General features: G+C 74.4%; 16 protein-coding genes. 9 read left to right on the top strand and 7 right to left on the bottom strand.

The features are described 5' to 3' along the window. The first annotated feature begins 105 nt into the window (after window positions 1-105). The 4 genes from OG422_RS30200 (at window position 106) to OG422_RS30185 (ending at window position 3,731) form a co-directional block, all read left to right on the top strand. Window positions 106-261 carry a hypothetical protein gene (locus OG422_RS30200; RefSeq protein ID WP_185993807.1) on the top strand — a complete coding sequence of 52 codons (156 nt, stop codon included), beginning with the start codon at window positions 106-108 and terminating at the stop codon, window positions 259-261. Window positions 262-318: 57 nt separating this feature from the next. Then, window positions 319-639, top strand: a complete 321-nt coding sequence (locus OG422_RS30195; RefSeq protein WP_143940308.1) for a hypothetical protein — start codon at window positions 319-321, stop codon at window positions 637-639. Between the two features lie 468 nt (window positions 640-1,107). Then, window positions 1,108-2,550, top strand: a complete 1,443-nt coding sequence (locus OG422_RS30190; RefSeq protein ID WP_405747446.1) for a prealbumin-like fold domain-containing protein — start codon at window positions 1,108-1,110, stop codon at window positions 2,548-2,550. Window positions 2,551-2,876: 326 nt separating this feature from the next. Continuing rightward, complete coding sequence (locus tag OG422_RS30185; protein WP_405747444.1) at window positions 2,877-3,731, top strand: MIP/aquaporin family protein; 855 nt, start codon at window positions 2,877-2,879, stop codon at window positions 3,729-3,731. Between the two features lie 33 nt (window positions 3,732-3,764). Here the strand turns inward: OG422_RS30185 and OG422_RS30180 are convergent, their stop codons facing one another. After that, window positions 3,765-4,439: a GntR family transcriptional regulator gene (locus OG422_RS30180; RefSeq protein WP_405747442.1), complete on the bottom strand. Its 675-nt coding sequence runs from the start codon at window positions 4,437-4,439 to the stop codon at window positions 3,765-3,767. Window positions 4,440-4,633: 194 nt separating this feature from the next. On the opposite strand from OG422_RS30180, the gene OG422_RS30175 reads away from it, so the two are divergent. The 4 genes from OG422_RS30175 to OG422_RS30160 are packed head-to-tail and all read left to right on the top strand — an operon-like array spanning window position 4,634 to window position 9,666. Continuing rightward, window positions 4,634-5,851, top strand: coding sequence for a sarcosine oxidase subunit beta family protein (locus OG422_RS30175; protein ID WP_405747440.1), 1,218 nt, complete (start codon window positions 4,634-4,636; stop codon window positions 5,849-5,851). An 11-nt stretch (window positions 5,852-5,862) separates the two neighbouring features. After that, a complete protein-coding gene (locus OG422_RS30170) occupies window positions 5,863-6,171 on the top strand; it encodes a sarcosine oxidase subunit delta (RefSeq protein ID WP_143943335.1) in 309 nt (102 codons plus the stop codon). Then, on the top strand, window positions 6,168-9,056 hold the full coding sequence (locus tag OG422_RS30165) for a 2Fe-2S iron-sulfur cluster-binding protein (protein WP_405747438.1): 2,889 nt from the start codon (window positions 6,168-6,170) through the stop codon (window positions 9,054-9,056). Before OG422_RS30170 ends, OG422_RS30165 begins: the two co-directional genes overlap by 4 nt. Beyond that, window positions 9,049-9,666, top strand: a complete 618-nt coding sequence (locus tag OG422_RS30160) for a sarcosine oxidase subunit gamma (protein WP_405747436.1) — start codon at window positions 9,049-9,051, stop codon at window positions 9,664-9,666. Before OG422_RS30165 ends, OG422_RS30160 begins: the two co-directional genes overlap by 8 nt. A 72-nt stretch (window positions 9,667-9,738) precedes the next feature. Here OG422_RS30160 and OG422_RS30155 read toward each other — a convergent pair whose 3' ends face one another. The 6 genes from OG422_RS30155 to OG422_RS30130 are packed head-to-tail and all read right to left on the bottom strand — an operon-like array spanning window position 9,739 to window position 15,596. Continuing rightward, window positions 9,739-10,140 carry a DUF6917 domain-containing protein gene (locus OG422_RS30155; RefSeq protein ID WP_405747434.1) on the bottom strand — a complete coding sequence of 134 codons (402 nt, stop codon included), beginning with the start codon at window positions 10,138-10,140 and terminating at the stop codon, window positions 9,739-9,741. Beyond that, window positions 10,137-11,069, bottom strand: coding sequence for a Gfo/Idh/MocA family protein (locus OG422_RS30150; RefSeq protein WP_405747432.1), 933 nt, complete (start codon window positions 11,067-11,069; stop codon window positions 10,137-10,139). The genes OG422_RS30155 and OG422_RS30150 overlap by 4 nt, the downstream gene beginning before the upstream one ends. Then, window positions 11,066-12,241 carry an Ldh family oxidoreductase gene (locus tag OG422_RS30145; protein ID WP_405747431.1) on the bottom strand — a complete coding sequence of 392 codons (1,176 nt, stop codon included), beginning with the start codon at window positions 12,239-12,241 and terminating at the stop codon, window positions 11,066-11,068. Before OG422_RS30145 ends, OG422_RS30150 begins: the two co-directional genes overlap by 4 nt. A gap of 34 nt (window positions 12,242-12,275) precedes the next feature. Beyond that, complete coding sequence (locus OG422_RS30140; protein WP_405747429.1) at window positions 12,276-13,592, bottom strand: M20/M25/M40 family metallo-hydrolase; 1,317 nt, start codon at window positions 13,590-13,592, stop codon at window positions 12,276-12,278. After that, window positions 13,589-14,533: a sugar phosphate isomerase/epimerase family protein gene (locus OG422_RS30135; RefSeq protein WP_405747427.1), complete on the bottom strand. Its 945-nt coding sequence runs from the start codon at window positions 14,531-14,533 to the stop codon at window positions 13,589-13,591. The genes OG422_RS30140 and OG422_RS30135 overlap by 4 nt, the downstream gene beginning before the upstream one ends. Next, a complete protein-coding gene (locus OG422_RS30130) occupies window positions 14,523-15,596 on the bottom strand; it encodes a hypothetical protein (RefSeq protein WP_405747426.1) in 1,074 nt (357 codons plus the stop codon). The genes OG422_RS30135 and OG422_RS30130 overlap by 11 nt, the downstream gene beginning before the upstream one ends. 483 nt (window positions 15,597-16,079) lie before the next feature. Between OG422_RS30130 and OG422_RS30125 the strand changes: the two genes are divergently transcribed. Then, a complete protein-coding gene (locus OG422_RS30125) occupies window positions 16,080-17,339 on the top strand; it encodes a nucleotide sugar dehydrogenase (protein ID WP_143942231.1) in 1,260 nt (419 codons plus the stop codon). The last annotated feature ends 68 nt before the right edge of the window (window positions 17,340-17,407 follow it).

The raw sequence follows: 17,407 nt of genomic DNA, 5'->3' as shown, positions 1-17,407 counted from the left end.
GCCAGACCTCTTGAAGATTTCTCATGCTTCGCCCCTGTTTGTCGATATCGCGGCCGGGTATCAGAGGGGCACGGGGCAACCCGGTATGAGCGCCGGGAGGTTGTCGTGGTGGTCCTCGGTCTGATCCTTCTCGTGATCGGCCTGGTGACGGGCATCGCGGCACTGTGGGCCATCGGCGCCGTCCTGATGGCCGTGGGGGCCGCGCTCTACGTACTGGGGCTCCGGGGACGCGCCGTCGGCAGGCGGCGCCACTACTGGTAGGCGGCGGGCCGGATGCCCGGCCCGCGCGGTACGCGGAACGCAGCTTCGGAGCACCTCATGTTCGTCATTCTCGGACTCGTCCTTCTGATCGCCGCGGTCGTCGTCGGCGTCGCCGCGGTGGTCGGCAACGTCGGCGCCGGACACGAACTCCTCATGGCGTTCAAGGTGTTCGGCTACCACCTGACGGGCTCCGCGGGTGCGCTGTTCCTCTTCGGGTTGATCGTCGGCGGGGTGGCCGTGCTGGGGCTCGGGCTGCTGGTGGCCGGTGCGGGCCGCTCCTCGCGGCGGGCGCGGACCGAGCACCACGACCGCCCGGCGGCGCCCGGTGAACACCGCCACCGCCGGCATCCGTTCGGTCACCGCACCGCGCCCCACTGACCCGCCCGGGGCGCCGTGGCCGGGACCTGGTCCGGACCCCGGGTGCCCGCCCGCGGAGTGGCCGCCGCGCCACACGTCCCGTGCCGCGGGCGGGATTTGGCCATCGATCGCGGAACGCACCGCGGCCCGTGGGCGGCCGCGGCGGCGAGCGGGGCGGGGCCGGGGCGGCGCGTGGGTGAAGGTCCGCAGCTCGGCGGGGTGGGCCGGGCCGGGCGGTGGTGGCCTGCGGCATTGTGCCCGCCATGGCCGGGATGCGCTTGATTGTGCCGTGTTCCTTTGACATGACCGCGATGGCGGTACTTTTCTGTGGCAGTCCGCGCCGCAGCCGGGCGGAGCCGGGCCCGCCGGCCTCCGCCCGTTCGTGCTGCGGCCGCGCGGGCGGGAGGGGCCGCGCCGCCCGGCGGGCGGCCCGAATTTCGAGGGGGCTCGACTTTCATGCGTACAGCTCGGATGAAGAGACTTTCGGCCATGGGCGCGGTGTCCGTGGTGGTGGGGGTGGTGGGCGCCGCGCTCCCGGCGTCCGCGGCGTCGGCCGCCGACCGGGAGGGACACGAGGGCCGGGCGGTCGGCTGGCATCTGCGGACCGGCAAGCACACCGCGATGTGGACCGGCACCCACGTCCTGGACGACGGCAGCCACGCGCTCTGCCTGGACCTGGCGCTGTACGGCCCGGACGGCAAGGACAACGGCTACACCCGCACCGGCGCGCCCAAGCAGCTGTCCGAGGACACCAAGGCGCGGCTGGCGGAGCTGGCGTCGCGGTACGGCAAGCTGCCGGACACCGTCGAGGGCCGCAACACCTCGGCGGCCGCCGCGCTGGTGACCTGGGCGCTCGCCGCCCACGACGGGATCGACGAAAGCGGCTACAACGGCGAGAAGATCCCCTGGCAGCGGTGGCTGGACAAGGGCATGCCGAAGGGCGCGGTGGCGGGCTACGGCGGCGACGCGTCGGTGGACACGGCGCCCGTCGTCGATCGGTTCAACCGGTTGCGCAAGGAGATCCTGACGGTCGACGCGGCGCCGTACACGCTGAGCGTCGAGGGCTCCGGCAAGACCTTCCCGTACGAGCGGACTCCCCAGGAGAAGGAGCTGACCGTCAAGGTCGCCCAGGGGAAGAAGCCCGCCGAGGGCGTAACGGTGAACAGCACGGAGCTGACCAACGTCGCGCGTCCGGCGAAGCCCGGCGCGGTGGGCACCACCGACGCGCAGGGCCGGACGGTCTTCCGCTTCACGCCGGACAAGCCGGGCGAGAGCGCGGGCGCGGCGTTCGGCGCGGAGGTGTCGGTGAACTCGCCGACGTTCTGGCACACCGACCGCACCGTGCACGGCAAGCCGATGCAGCGGCTGGTGTACTTCGTGGCCGAGCGCAAGCCGCTCAAGGCGTCCGGCGAGATCCGCTTCCAGCCGGCCGCGGTGGTGATCGCGGTGAAGAAGGACCGCGCCACGGGCGAGGCGGTCACCTCCCCGGCGACGTACGAGATCCGGGCGGACGACAAGGGCGCGCCGGGTGCGGTGGTCACCACCGTCACCACCGGGAAGGACGGCCGGTCCGCGGCGGTCGATCTGCCCGCCGGGACGTACTGGATCGTCGAGACGAAGGCGCCCGAGGGCTATCAGCTCGACAAGGAGCCGCGGAAGACCGAGGCGGTGGCCGGGGAGCGGCAGACCGTGACGGTGTGGGACAACGCGGTGCCCAGCCCGTCGCCGTCCCCGTCGGTGCCCACCACCCCGGCCACACCGCAGCAGCCGACGCCCAACCATCCGGCGCCCGCGGGCGTCACCGGCGGGTCGCTGGCGCACACCGGCTCCGACGGCACGCCGTATCTCGCGGCGGGCGCGGCTGCGCTGGTCGTGGCGGGCGGCGGCGCGGTGGCGTACGCGCGGCGCCGCCGGTCGGCGGACGGCCGCTGACCTGCGGGAACGGGTGAGGCTGGCGGTGGGGCGCGGTCCAGGGGGCGGCGCCCCACCGTCGTATCCGGGGGCGGCCCGTCGTCGCGCCCGGGGTGGCGGCCCCCGGAGCGACACGCGGGTGCCGGTGACGGGCGCCCCCGAAAGCGGCCCCGTCGCCCCGCAAGCCGCCCTCCCCGTACGGAGCAGCCGGTCACCCGTCCGGGCCATCATCCGGGCGGCGGGCGGCGGGCCGGGTGGCGCGGGGGACCGGAGGCTGATGACGATCGTGCGACGTCCCGTTTCCACTCCGGCGGGGCGTGACCGCCGAACGCCGGGGAGACGCCGACATGAGCGCACCGCCTCGCACGCCCAAGCTGGTCCATGAACTCCTCGCGGAGTTCCTCGGCACGATGGTGCTCATCCTCTTCGGCTGCGGCGTGGTGGCCCAGGTCAACGCCGGTGGCGCCCTGACCGACCCCAAGGGCGGGCTCGGGGGCCACGACAGCATCGCCTGGGCCTGGGGGCTGGGAGTCACCCTCGGCGCCTATGTGGCGGCGCGGATGACCGGCGCCCACCTCAACCCGGCGGTGACGCTGGCGCTCGCCACGTTCAAGGGCTTCTCCTGGGCGAAGGTGGTGCCGTACGCGCTGGCCCAGACGGTGGGCGCGTTCTGCGCCGCGCTGCTGGTGCGGTGGAACTACACCGAGGTCATCGCGCGGGCCGACCCGACGCACAGCATCAAGACCCAGACGATCTTCTCCACCCTGCCGGGGAACGGTTCGACGACGGCCGGGGTCCACGAGTGGGGCGCCTTCCGGGACCAGATCATCGGCACCGCCGTCCTGCTGATCCTGATCTTCGCCCTCACCGACCTGCTGAACACCCCGCCGGGCGCGAACCTGGCGCCGTTCCTCATCGGCCTGGTGGTCGTCGCGATCGGCATGGCGTTCGGCACGGACGCCGGGTACGCCATCAACCCGGCCCGCGACTTCGGCCCGCGCCTCGCCAGCTTCCTGACCGGATACCGCGGCGCCTGGCGGGATCAGTGGGGGAATTTCTACTTCTGGGTGCCGATCGTCGCGCCGCTCTGCGGCGGCGTGCTCGGCGGCGCGATCTACACGTTCCTCATCGGCAACTTCCTGCGCCGCATCGCGTCCGAACCGGAGCCGCCCGGCCGCATCCCGACGGCCGACGAGGCGTGATCGCGCGGGCACCGCGGCCGGTCGCGGCGCCCGTCAGAGCGCGGTGCGGATGGCGCGTTCGAACCCCTCGACATGGGCGGCGGCGAGGGCTGCGGCCTTCTCCGCGTCACCGGCGACCACCGCGCGCAGCAGCGGGCCGTGCTCCCCGATGTGCCCGGCCACCCCGGGCAGCCGGTCGACGAAGAGGCACCACACCCGGGTGGCGAGGTTGTCGTAATGGACGAGGGTGTCTTCGAGATACGGGTTGCGGGTGGCGGCGTAGACGGCGCGGTGGGCCTGGAGGTCGAGGCGCATCAGCGCGCCGGGGGTGCGGGGCGCGGCCGGGGCGCCCTCCAGTTCGTCCATGAGGACGGTGAGCGCGGCGCGGTGGGCGTCGGTGGCGCGGCGGGCCGCCTGCCCCGCCGCCATCGGCTCCAACTCCCGCCGCACCTCGGAGATATGGGCGAGGTCGGTGATGTTGACCTCGGTGGCGAAGGTGCCGCGCCGGGGGTAGACGGCGATCAGCCGCTCGTACTGGAGACGCTTGAGGGCCTCGCGGACGGGGGTGCGGCCGACGCCGAGGGACTGGGCGAGCTGGTCCTCACTGATGGGGGCGCCGGGGCGGATCTCCAGCATGATCAGCCGGTCGCGGAGGGCGCGGTAGGCGCGTTCGGCGAGCGAGGGCTCCCCCGCGTCGGGCGGTGCGTCCGCCACCCGGTGCTGCTCCATCCGGCCCCCTTGACTGGCTCCCGATCAGTCCCCTACGTTACCGCAAGCTACTGATATATCAGTTGGCCATCAGCTGGTTTTCAGGAAGGTGCGCAGGTCAGGAGGGTCCGGGCGGGCGGCGCAGGCGCGCGGCACGGCGGGACCCTCCTCTCCGGCGCCGCCGCCCGCCTCCGCGACACGAAGGGAACCGCCGGATGAGCACCCCCCTTCCGGAACACCCCGCGCACCTGTGGCGCACCCCCGATCCCCGCTCCTCGTACGACGTCGTCATCGTCGGCGGCGGCGGGCACGGGCTGGCCACCGCCCACTACCTCGCGTCGGTGCACGGCATCACGAACGTCGCCGTCCTGGAGAAGGGCTGGCTGGGCGGCGGCAACATGGCGCGGAACACCACGATCATCCGGTCCAACTACCTCTGGGACGAGACGACCGCCCTCTACGAGTACGCGCTGAAGCTGTGGGAAACGCTCCCCGGCGAGCTGGACTACGACGTGATGTTCAGCCAGCGCGGCGTCCTCAACCTCGCGCACACCCTCCAGGACGTCCGCGACTCCGCCCGCCGGGTGGGCGCCAACCGGCTCAACGGCGTCGACTCGCACTGGCTGGAACCCGAAGAGATCGCCGAGGTCTGCCCGATCCTCAACACCTCCCCGCGCAGCCGCTATCCCGTCCTCGGCGCCACCTACCAGCCGCGCGCCGGGATCGCCAAGCACGACCACGTCGCCTGGGCGCTGGCCCGCAGCGCGGACGCGCACGGCATCGACCTGATCCAGGGCTGTGAGGTCACCGGCTTCGTCACCGACGGCGGGCGGGTCACCGGCGTGGAGACCACCCGCGGCCGGATCCACGCCGGGCGGGTGGGGCTGACCGTCGCCGGGCACAGCAGCGTCCTCGCCGAACGGGCCGGATTCCAGCTGCCGGTGCAGTCCCATCCCCTCCAGGCCCTCGTCTCCGAACTCCACGAACCGGTCCACCCCACCGTCGTGATGTCCAACCATGTGCACGTCTACGTCTCCCAGGCGCACAAGGGCGAGCTGGTGCTGGGCGCCGGGGTCGACGGGTACAACGGCTACGGGCAGCGCGGCGCCTTCCATGTCATCGAGCGGCAGATGGCCGCCGCCGTCGAGCTGTTCCCGGTCTTCGCCCGCGCGCATGTGCTGCGCACCTGGGGCGGGATCGTGGACGTCACGCCCGATGCCTCCCCCGTCATCGGCGCCACCCCGCTGGAGAACCTCTTCGTCAACTGCGGCTGGGGCACCGGGGGTTTCAAGGCCACCCCGGCCGCGGGCTGGGCCTTCGCCCACACCCTGGCGACCGGCGCGCCGCATCCGCTGAACGCGCCGTTCTCCCTCGACCGGTTCACCACCGGCGCCCTCGTCGACGAACACGGCGCGGCCGCCGTGGCCCACTGAGAGGAGACCCCGTGCTCCAGCTGACCTGCCCGTGGTGCGGCCCGCGCGACGAGACCGAGTTCCATCACGGTGGGCAGGCCCATGTGGCCCGGCCCGCCGACCCGGCGGCGCTCGACGACCGGGAGTGGGCCGCGTACCTCTTCTTCCGCGACAACCCCGCGGGGCCGTTCGCCGAGCGGTGGGTGCACAGCCTCGGCTGCCGCCGCTGGTTCCACGCCGTACGGGACACCGTCACCTACGCGGTGCTCGCCACCTACCGCCCCGATGAACCGCGGCCCGGCGTCGCCGCCGCGGCCCGACCGGAGGGAGAGAGCCGATGACCGGACGGCCCGACCAGCCCGCCCGGCTGCCGCACGGCGGCCGGATCGACCGCACCACCACTCTCCGCTTCACCCTCGACGGCCGGGAGCTGACCGGCCACCCGGGCGACACGGTGGCCTCCGCGCTGCTCGCCCACGGGCTCACCGGCGTCGCCCCCTCCCCCTACCGAGGACGGCCGCGCGGCATCGTGGGCGCGGGCGTCGAGGATCCCGGCGCCCTCCTGCGGGTCGAGGGACCCTGCGCGGAGAGCATGCTGCCCGCCACCACCGTCGAGCTGTACGACGGGCTGCGCGCCACCACCCTCTCCGGGCGCGGCCGCCTCGACCCCACGCCGGACCTCGCGGTGTACGACAAGAAGTACGTACACACCGATGTGCTGGTCGTCGGCGCGGGCCCGGCCGGGCTCGCCGCGGCGGCCGCCGCGAGCCGGGCCGGGGCGCGGGTGCTGCTCGTCGAGGACCGGCCGGACACCGGTGGCGCACTGCTCGCCACCGCGCCCGGCGACGGCCCGGAGGGGGCCGCCCTCACCTGGGCCACCGCCACCCGCACGGCGCTGGACGCGGAACCGGAGGTCCGGGTGCTGACCCGCACCTGTGCCTTCGGCGCGTACGACGGCAACTACGTGCTGGCGCTCCAGCGGCGCACCGATCACCTCGGGGCCGCCGCGCCCGCCGGGGTCTCCCGGCAGCGGCTGTGGCACATCCGGGCGCGCCAGGTGGTCCTGGCGACCGGCGCGCATCCGCGGCCGCTGGTCTTCGCCGACAACGACCGGCCCGGGGTGATGCTCGCCCACGCGGTGAGCACCTATCTCCACCACTACGGGGTGCTGCCCGGCCGCCGCGCGGTGGTGGCGACCACCGACGACAGCGCGTACGCCACCGCAGCCGACCTGGCCGCAGCGGGCTGCGCGGTCGCCGCCGTCGTCGACTCCCGGCCCGAACTCACCGATACAGCAAGGGAGTTCCGCGACCGCACCGGGGTGCCGGTGCGCACCGGCAGCGCCGTGACCGCCACCTCGGGCACCGACCGGATCGACGGGGTCGCCGTCCACCCGCTGGACGCGGCGGGCCTCCCCGCCGGGCCCGGCGAGGCGCTGCCCTGCGAGCTGCTGGCCGTCTCGGGCGGCTGGAGCCCGGTGGTGCATCTGCACAGCCAGCGGCAGGGCGCCCTGCGCTGGGACGCGGACCTCGCCGCGTTCGTGCCCGGCACGGCGGTGGACGGACAGCATCTCGCCGGTGCGGTGCGGGGCACGTACGACACCGCCGGATGCCTCGCCGAGGGGGCCCGTGCCGGGGCGCTGGCGGCGTCCGCCGCGGGCCTTCCGGCTACCGTCCCGGCGCCGCACCGGCCGCAGGCCCCGGCGCCGGTACGGCCGCTGTGGCTGGTCCCCGGCGACGGCGACGACCCGGCCGCCTGGGACACCCATTTCGTCGATCTCCCGCGGGAGGTGACCGTCGCCGATCTGCACCGCGCCGCGGGCACCGGGATGCGCGGCGCCGAGCACATCAAGCGGTACACCACGCTGGGCACCGCCCACGACCAGGGGCGGACCTCCGGCGTCAACGCGCTCGGCGTGCTCGCCGCGCTGCGCGGCGCGGACTCCCCCGGGGCGCTGGGCACCACCACCTACCGGGCGCCGTACACCCCGGTCGCGTTCGTTGCGCTGGCCGGGCGGGAGACCGGCGCATTGTTCGACCCCGCGCGCCGCACCGCCCTGCACGAGGGGCACCTCGCGCGCGGCGCGGTCTTCGAGGACGTCGGGCAGTGGAAACGGCCGCGGTACCACCCGCGGCCCGGTGAGGACATGGACGCGGCGGTGGCGCGGGAGTGCCGGGCGGCGCGGGAGGGCGTCGCCTTCATGGACGCCTCCACGCTCGGGAAGATCGAACTCCGCGGTGCGGACGCCGGGGAATTCCTCAACCGCGTCTACACCAACGGCTTCAAGAAGCTCCGCCCCGGCCTCGCGCGCTACGGCGTGATGTGCGGGGAGGACGGCATGATCTTCGACGACGGCGTCACCCTCCGCCTCGCCGACGACCGCTACCTCATGACGACGACCACCGGCAACGCCGCCGCCGTCCTCGACCGGCTGGAGGAGTGGCTGCAGACCGAGTGGCCGGAACTGGACGTGACCTGCACCTCCGTCACCGAACAGTGGGCCACCGTCGCCGTCGTCGGCCCCCGCTCCCGCGATGTCGTCGCCCGCCTCGCGCCCGGACTCGACGTCGGCCGGGAGGCGTTCCCGTTCATGGCGGTCCGCGAGACCGTCCTCGCCTGCGGCGTCCCCGCGCGGATCTGCCGGATCTCCTTCTCCGGCGAACTCGCCTACGAGATCAACGTATCGGCGTGGTATGGGCAAGCCGTATGGGACCGGGTCGAGGAGGCGGGCCGCCCGGAGGGCATCACCCCGTACGGCACGGAGGCGATGCATGTGCTCCGCGCCGAGAAGGGATTCGTCATCGTCGGCCAGGACACCGACGGCACCGTCACACCACTGGACGCCGGGATGGAGTGGGTGGTCTCCCGCCACAAGGACTTCATCGGCAAGCGGTCGCTGTCGCGACCCGACACCGTCCGCGCGGACCGCCGGCATCTCGTCGCCCTGATCCCGGCGGACCGCCGCACCCGGCTGCCGGAGGGCACCCAGATCGTCGACCGGGGCGTGCCGCTGACCCCACAGGACGGGCCGGTGCCGATGCTGGGCCACATCACGTCGGGCTACCACAGTCCGGCGCTCGGGCACCCCTTCGCGCTGGCGCTCCTCGCCGGCGGGCGCGACCGGATCGGCGACGAGGTGGTCGCCGTCGTCGGCGACACCCCGGTGCCCGTGGTGGTGTCCTCCCCCGTGCTGTACGACCCCGAAGGGACCAGGCGTGATGGCTGAACCGACCGCACCGGGGCCCGCCGCGCTGCGCCGCGGCCCGCTGGACCATCTGACCGGCGCGCTGCGCGCCGCCACCGTCACCGGGCCGCGCGCGGTGGCCCTGGCCGAACTCCCCTGCCGGACGATGACCGCGCTACGTGCCGCGCCGGACGGCCCGGCCGCCGCCCGGCTCGCGGAGGTGCTGGGCGCGCCGCTGCCCACGCGGTGCGGGGACACGGCCCGCGGGGAGCACGGCACCGCGCTGTGGCTGGGGCCCGACGAATGGCTGCTGGTCGCGGAGGACGGTGCCCCGGCGCCGCTCGACGCCCTGAGCGCGGCGCTGGGCGGGGACCCGGGTCAGGTGGTGGACGTCTCCGCGCAGCGCACCGTCCTGGAGCTGCACGGCCCCTCGGCCCGCGGCGTCCTGGAGAAGGGGTGCGCCCCGGACCTGCATCCGCGCGCCTTCCCCCCGGGGCGGTCCGTCAGCACCGCCGCCGGCCAGGTCCCGCTCGTCCTGTGGCACCCCGCCGCCGACACCTATCGCCTGCTGCCCCGCGCGTCGTTCGCCGACCATCTGGCGCACTGGCTGATGGACGCGATGGGCGAGTACGGGCTGCCGGAGGTGGACTGAGGGGGCGTCAACGGGCCGGGCCCCGGCGGCGTGCACCCCTCTCGCACCGCCCGGGCCGGGCTCCGCCCGCCGTCACTGCGTGAAGCGGATCTCCGCCTCCGGTGCGAGTGCCAGGTCGGGGCCGGTGCGCGGGGTCGGGGTGGTGAGCAGGATGTTGTAGTGGTTGGGGAAGTGGCAGACGTCGAAGCCGAGGACGGTGCCGAGGCGGCGGCCGTCGGCCCAGACCGTGTCGCCGCGGTCGAGGACCCCGGCGCACTCCAGCTCCACGAAGCCCAGGAACCCCACCCGGTCCACCGGCCCCTCGGCGGCGGTCCCGGTGTGGTCGGTGGTGACCAGCTCATGGACCTCCCCCGCCCGCACACAGCGGGAGGCGAACGGTTCCAGGGTCATCCCGCGGTCGTCGCGGCGGTGCGTGAGGACCTTCACCAGCCGACCGCGCACCGCCCGCTTGGCGCCGTCCTCCGCCGGGTTCACGAGCGGGCCTCCTGCCGGGCGCCGTGGGCGTAGGCGTCGGCGACGAGTTCCGCCGTGGCCAGGCCGTCCGGCGCCGTCGGGCCGCCGGTCGCCCCGGCGCGCACGGACCGGGCGAACTCCCGCAGCACGCCCTCGTACTCGTGCCAGAGCGAACCCTTGAACTCCGGGTGTCCGGCGAGCATGTCGGCACCGTCGGTACGGCCGTCCGCGAGCTGCACCTCCACGGTCTTCCGCTCCCCCGGGTACGACCAGTCCAGCACGATCCGGACGGCGGTCCCGGCGGGGGTGTCCAGCAGGATCTGCGCCGAGCGGTCCACGCCGTGGGCGTCGAGGCGCAGGTCCGCGCCGGTGACGCGGACGTCGCCGAGGAGGAGACGGGCCACGTCGAGGGCGTTGGGCCCGTTGTCGGCGAGGCAGCCGCCGCCGCAGCGCGCCGGGTCGAGGTACCAGCGGTCCCGCCCGGCGTGCTCCTCGATCATCTCCTCGTACCGCACCGTCAGGGAGGCGACGGGCACACCGCGGGGCAACCGGTCGCGGAGCGCGAGGACTTCGGCGTTGTAGCGGCGGTGGAAGGAGGTGAAGAGCACGGCGCCCGTCCCCCGCGCCAGGGCGACCAGCTGCCGGGCGTCCTCGACGCTGTTGGCGAGCGGCTTCTCCACACAGACGGAGCGCCCGGCGGCGAGCGCGTCGCGACAGACGGGGAAGTGCAGATCGTTGGGGACGTTGACGACGACGGCGTCCACGTCGGCGGTGGCCAGCAGCTTCCGGTGGCCGGTGTGGCGGGCGACGTGCGACGGCAGGTCGCGGTGCGTGGTCGTATCCGGGTCGCAGACCGCGACGAGGTCCGCCTCCGGGGAGCGGTCGAGGGCGGCCAGGTAGAAGCGGGAGATGACGCCGAGTCCGATGATGCCGATCCGCAGCGGTGTCATACGGCGCCCCCGGACGGGACGGCGTCGGGGAACGCCAGCCCGGCGGCGTCCGCGACGGCGCGGAGTTCGGCGTGGAGCGCGGGGGCCAGCGGGACGCCGTGGGCGGTGCGTTCGCGGGTGCGGCGCTGCTCGTGCCAGCCCGGGTAGCGGACGGGCTCGTCGGGGCGGTGCGGCGGGCAGTCCAGCAGGGCGCCGAAGAGGCCGGTGGCGGCGGTGGCGACGTTGGCCGGGGAGCGCAGCGCGGACGGGGCGACGGCGAGCAGGAAGTAGCCGACATCGTCGTCGGGCCGGGCGGTCGGCGTCTTCCCGGCGGCGGGCTGCGGGCCCACCCCGGAGCCGGAGACCAGCGCGGACAACACCTCGACCAGCAGCCCGAGCCCGAAGCCCTTGTGGGCGCCGTGCTCCGGGTCGCCGCCCAGCCACCGCAGCTGGGCCTCGCCGCGGTCGTACGCCGCGGGGTCGGTGACGGGGGCGCCGTCGGCGTCGGTGAGCCAGCCCGGCGGGATCGTTTCGCCGGCCCGGGCCGCCGCGCGGATCCGGCCGGTGGGGACGACGGTGGTACTCATGTCGAGGGTGAACGGCGGGTGGTCACCGGCCGGGGAGGCGAGGGCGAGGGGGTTGGTGCCGAGCATCGGGGCGGCGCCGCCGGGCGGCGGGACGAGGCGCTGATGGCCGCAGTTGGCGGTGGCGAGGCCGATCATGCCGTGGCCGACGGCGCGCAGTGCGTGGAATCCGGCGCAGCCGAAGTGGGTGCCGCCGCGAACCGAGACCATGCCGAGGCCGTGGGTGCGGGCGCGTTCGACGGCGAGGTCCATCGCCTCGGCGGCGGCCCACAGGCCGAGGGCGCGGTGCGCGTCGAGCAGGACGGCGGCGCCGGTGTCGGTGACGGTCTCCGGTTCGGCGCGCGGATCGCAGCGCCCGGAGTCGAGGAGCGGAAGGTAGAGCCGGGCGAGGTTGGTCAGGCCGTGGGTGGTGAAGCCGGTGAGGTCGCCGTGGCACAGGGCCTGCGCCGCGGTGGCTGCGCGCCCGCCGGGCAGGCCCCGGGCGCGCAGCACGTCGGTGGTGAAGGTGAGCAGCGCGCCGTACGGGACGCGGACCTCGGGGGCGTCGGCGGGTTCGGCAGCGGTGTCCGGGACGCGGCCGGTGGCCGGTGCGGCGGGAGTCGGGGGCATCGTGGCGGGGTTCCTCTCGGTGTGGGCGGGACGGTCAGCGGGGCGCGCTGGGGTGGGCGCGCCGCCGGGCGGCGAAGGCGGTCAGGACACGGGCGATCTCCTCGGCGTAGCGGTCCAGATCGGCGAGGTCGGCGAACTCCCCGTCGGCGTGGGCGCGGTTGGCGCCGAGGTCACCGGGGCCGAGGACGGCGGTGCAGGTGTCGGGGACATCGGCCATCCAGATGGCGTCGCAGGTGAAGGCCGGTTCGGTGTCCGGCCAGCGGACGAGTCCGGCGTCCTTCCCCAGCAGGTCGTCGGCCCAGGCGGCGCGGCTGTCCAGGGCGGGCAGGCCGCGTTTGTGCCAGCGGACGGAGGTGAGGGCGGCGGCGTCCTCGACGGTGCGGGCGAGGGTGGGTTCGGCAGCGGCTGAGGCCCGGAAGGCGTCGATCCCCTCCCGTACGGCCGCGTGGAGCGCGGCTTCGGCGGCGCGGGCGGTGGCGCGGGTGCCGTAGGAGAGGTTCAGCAGGAGGCGGCCGGTGCCGTAGACCTTGTTGTGGCGGTCGCCGGTGTGGAGCCCGGCGACGCAGACGCCCGCACCGGGCACCCGTCCGGGCAGGACGGTGGCGAGGTGGTGGGCGAGGTGGCCGAGGAGCACGGTGGCGTTGTGTCCGGCGGCCGGGCAGTCGTCGACCGCGTCGACGCCGGCGACCTCGACGCAGGCGGTCATCGCGGCGGTGGCGCGCGGCAGATAGCGGTGGCGGGTCGGTTCGCAGAAGAGGTTGAGGGCGCCGGTCAGCCCCTCGCGGACGAGCGGCCGGGTGCCGTAGGTGCCCATGGCGCCGCCCTCCTCGCCCGCGACCGCCTGGACGAGGACGGCGATGTCGGTGCCGATGGCAGGGTCGCGGGCCATGGCCGCGCGGATCCCGGCGAGGAGGGCGACGGCCGGGCCCTTGGCGTCGATGGCGCCGCGGCCGTGGAAGCGGGCGCCGTCGAAGGACGCGGGCCACCAGCCGCCGACGGTGTCGAGGTGGACGTTGAACATCACAGTGTCCGCGCGCGGCAGCAGCGGTCCGAGCCGCAGGACGAGGGAGGGCTGGCAGGCGAGGAAGCCGGACCGCCCGGCGGCAGCCTCGCGGACCGTCAACGGCACATCATCCAGGTCGAGTTCGTCCGGGTCGGGCGCGGCGTGGCGCACGGTGGTGAGGCCGAGCGGGGCGGCGGCCGCGGCGTAGGCGCGTCCGGCGTCCCACAGGCGGACGCCGGTGGTGTCGCCGCCGGTCTCCAGCGGTCCGGCCGTGGGCGTATCGAGGAGGCGCAGCAGCAGGTCGCGGTCGGCCGAGCCGAGGCGGGCCGGGTGGCGGGGTGCGGTCACGGGCGGCCGCCGTGTTCCGCCGGGGCCGCCGCGGGGCGGACCTCGCGCTCCACCAGGCGTTCCAGGGCCCGGCCGTACGCGGTGAACGCGGCAATGCCGTCCAGCTCGCGGTCGTCCGTGCCGTCGTGCGGGCGCAGCCGGGTGTGCGGTTCGACGGACCAGGTCCCCTGCCAGCCGCGGCGGGCCAGGGCGGTGAGGCAGGCGGCGACGCCGGACTGCCCGTGGCCGGGGAGGGTGTAGACGACATCGCCGTCGGGTCCGGCCGCGGCGTCCTTGACGTGGACGTGGGCGACATGGTCGATGACGGCGTCGAGCAGCGCGGGGGCGTCGTAGCCGTGCGGGACGCCGTTGCCGATGTCGAAGAGCAGGCGCAGCGCGGGGCTGGCGACGTGGTCGAGGAGTGCGAGCATCCGGTCGGCGCGGGTCCCGGCCCAGCCGTGGCAGTTCTCGTGGAGCAGGACGAGTCCGTGGTCCTCGGCGAGGCGGGTGAGGGCGGTCATCCGGTCGAGAACGCGGCGGCGCCACTCATCGTCAGGGAGCCCGCCGTCGGGGTAGGACATCACGCGGACGTGGCGGGTGCCGAGGGTGGCGCAGCGGGCGGCGAGGGTCCTCAGTTCGGCGAGGTCCTGCGCGAACGGATCGGTGGCCGGGCGGCTCCAGTTGGCGATCCGGGAGTCGACGCAGACGACGTCGGTGCCGGTGGCGGCGAGGCGTCCGGCAAGGGCGTCGAAGGCGGCAGGCGCCAGGTCCGCGAGGGCCACGCCGTCGACGGAGCGGAGCTCGACGGCGTACCAGCCGAGGTCGTGGAGGGCGGCGAGCTGGCCCTCGGCGTCGGGCGCCGCCTCGTCGCCGATGCCCGCGTAGCGGATGCCGGGGGCGGCCCATCCGGTGCCCGGGCCCGGCTGTGGGTGGGGGGTGCGTCGGACGGACTCAGCCGGCATGACCGGCCACCTCTTTCCGGTCGGTGGTGAGGGGGTGGTGCGGCCGGGCCATGGCGGCCAGCCGTCGGGCGTCGTCGAGGAGTTCGACGGTGCGGATGTGGAGGCCGAGATCGCCCGGCCCGCCGGGGAGAATCGCGTCGTCCGGGGCGGTGCGGCCCGCGGCGTGGCGGTAGGCGCGGATCAGGCAGCGGGTGAGGGCGTCGTCGGGGAGCAGTTCCCGGGTGACGGTCGTGGGGCCGCCGCCGGGCCGGTGTTCAACGAGGAGCTGCGCCACATCGTCGTCCTCGCTGATCGGGTAGTCGCCGGTCAGGCGGGCGTGGTCGGTGTCGATGACGATGCGTCGGCGGCGGACGGGCGAGGTGAGGTCGGAGTACACCTCGCTGCGCCCGCCGGTGTGGTGGGTCAGGCGCATCCGGGCCGTGCCCAGGCGGGGGGCGACGGCGTCGCCGAGGCGTACGTCGCTCCAGGAGGCGTCCTCGGTGTGGGCGTCGCCGAGCAGCCGCAGCAGCACCCCGACGGCGTGCGGGACCTCGACCTCGAAGGCGCTGGTGTGGCTGGACGCGGTCAAGGAGCGGCGGAAGCGCGGTTTGTGCTGGGTGACGCCGATGTGCCGGACGGCGCCGAGGGTTCCGTCGCCGAGGAGGGTGGCGAGGCGGTCGGTCAGCGCGCTGTGCAGCCAGGGGGCGACGACGGTGACGTCCAGGTGGTGGCGGTCGACGGTGGCGCGGACCCGGCGGAGCGCGGCGCGGTCGGCGGCCAGGGGTTTTTCGACGACGAGGCGGCGGAAGCCGAGGGCCGCGACCTCTTCCAGCACGCCGTCGCGGACGGTGGGCGGGGTGCAGAGGTGGACGACGGTCCGGTCGGGGTCGAGGAGGCGGCGGGCGTCGCGGAGGCCGGCGGCGACGGTGAGGCCGTCCGGGGCGGCGGGCGTCCGGCCCGGGTCCACGCCCACGACCGGTCCCGCGGCGAAGAGACCCGGCTCGGCTCTGCGGGCGCGCAGCAGGACCGGCAGATGGAGCCCCGTTCCGGACCTGCCGAGCCCGACGAGCAGTGTGCGCAGCACGGTGGGTGTGCCTCCTTCGTGTGTTCCGGGTGCCCCGGACCGGGGACCGTTCCCTTTTCCGGCAATCGCCGTTTTCCTGGTATGCCCTCCCCTCCGTCCGTTTTTCCCGGCGGAATTCAGCCAGGATCCGTACGGTGCGAGGCACCCGACAGGAAGGTGGGCGGCGCGTATCCACGCCGGATCATCCGACGGAAAGGAAAACGTGTTGTCACCCCATGACGAGCCGTCACGCTACCCCTCCCCCGCGATCCCTCCCTCCCCCGCCGAAACAATTGATCACATTCGACGAAGGCCGATCGAAAATGCCGAACGATGACCATCGTCAGGCGAATTGAGAGTGACCACGAGCGAGAGTGAGCACTTTCACCAATCCGAGTGAACCCTCTTCGGCTGCCCCCTTCGAACGATTCTGCTCATTTAAGGTTGAGCCGAAAATCGGGGGATCGTACGGAAGTCCGTACGGGGACCGCAGCGTGAGGAGTGATGGTGGAAAGACTGGCCGTGATCGGTCTCGGTTACACGGGGCTCCCGCTGGCGCGCGAAGCGTGCGCCGCGGGAATGCGGGTCACCGGGATGGACACGAATCCGGCCGTGACGGCGACGCTGGAATCCGGCCGTTCACCGCTGCCGGACGTCACGGAAGCCGACGTCAAAGCCATGCGCGCCGCCGGCTTCCACGCCACCACCGACCCGGGAGTCCTGGCCGAGGCATCCGTCGCCGTCCTCTGCGTCCCGACGCCGCTGGACGACGCGGGCGGTCCGGACCTGACGCATGTACGGGACGCGGCACGGGCACTGGGCGCGCATCTGAAGCCGGGCACGCTCGTCATTCTGGAATCCACCTCATTCCCCGGCACCACGGACGGACCGGTCCGCGCGATTCTCGAAGAATCCTCCGGCCTCACCGCCGGCCCGGATTTCTCCCTCGCCTTCTCACCGGAGCGCATCGACCCCGGAAACGAAACCTTCGGCGTACGGAACACCCCACGCGTGGTCGGCGGTTACACCCCCGCCTGTACGGACGCCGCCCTCGCCTTCTTCCAGCGATTGTGCGACCGCGTGGTCCGGGCCGGTTCCGCGCGCGAGGCGGAGCTGTCCAAATTGCTGGAGAATGTCTACCGCAGCGTGAATATCGCCCTGGTCAACGAAATCGCGGTGACCGCCCGTTCCTGGGGTATCGATGTCTCCAACGTCATCGACTGTGCCAGCAGCAAACCCTTTGGTTTTCAGGAATTCCGCCCCGGTCCCGGCGTGGGCGGCCACTGCATTCCCGTCGACCCCGCCTATCTGACGCACTGGGCCCGCGAGATCGGATCCCCGCTGCCGCTCGTCGAACTGGCCCAGCGGATCAACTCCGCCATGCCGTCCCATGTCGTCCGTCGCGCCGGGCAGCTCCTCAACGGCACCGGCAAGGAACTGGCGGGCTCCCGGGTCCTGCTCGTCGGCGTGACGTACAAGCGCAACAGCCGCGATCTGCGGTCCACGCCCGCCGCGCCGCTCGCCCGGCTGCTGGACGAGGCCGGGGCGCAGGTGACGTACCACGATCCGCTCGCCGACGGCTGGTCCCCCGGCGGCACGGCCGTTCCCGCCGAGCCGGATCTGCGCCGGGCCGCGGCCGCGGCGGATCTGACCATCCTGCTCCAGGACCACCGGGTGATCCCCGTCGACGACCTGCCGGGGTGGGCGCCGCTGCTGCTCGACACCCGGGATCGGCTCCGCGGCACCTCCGCCCAGCCGCTCTGAGCCGACCGCGCGGCCCGCGGGCGCTCCCCGGACGGATCGCCGTCCGGGGAGCGCCCGCGGGCCGTTCG

This window comes from Streptomyces sp. NBC_01525 (assembly GCF_045040405.1).
GTDB lineage: Bacteria > Actinomycetota > Actinomycetes > Streptomycetales > Streptomycetaceae > Streptomyces > Streptomyces benahoarensis.
The sequence above is the reverse complement of the archived record's forward strand: the minus strand, read 5'-3'. Positions and strand labels throughout refer to the sequence as shown.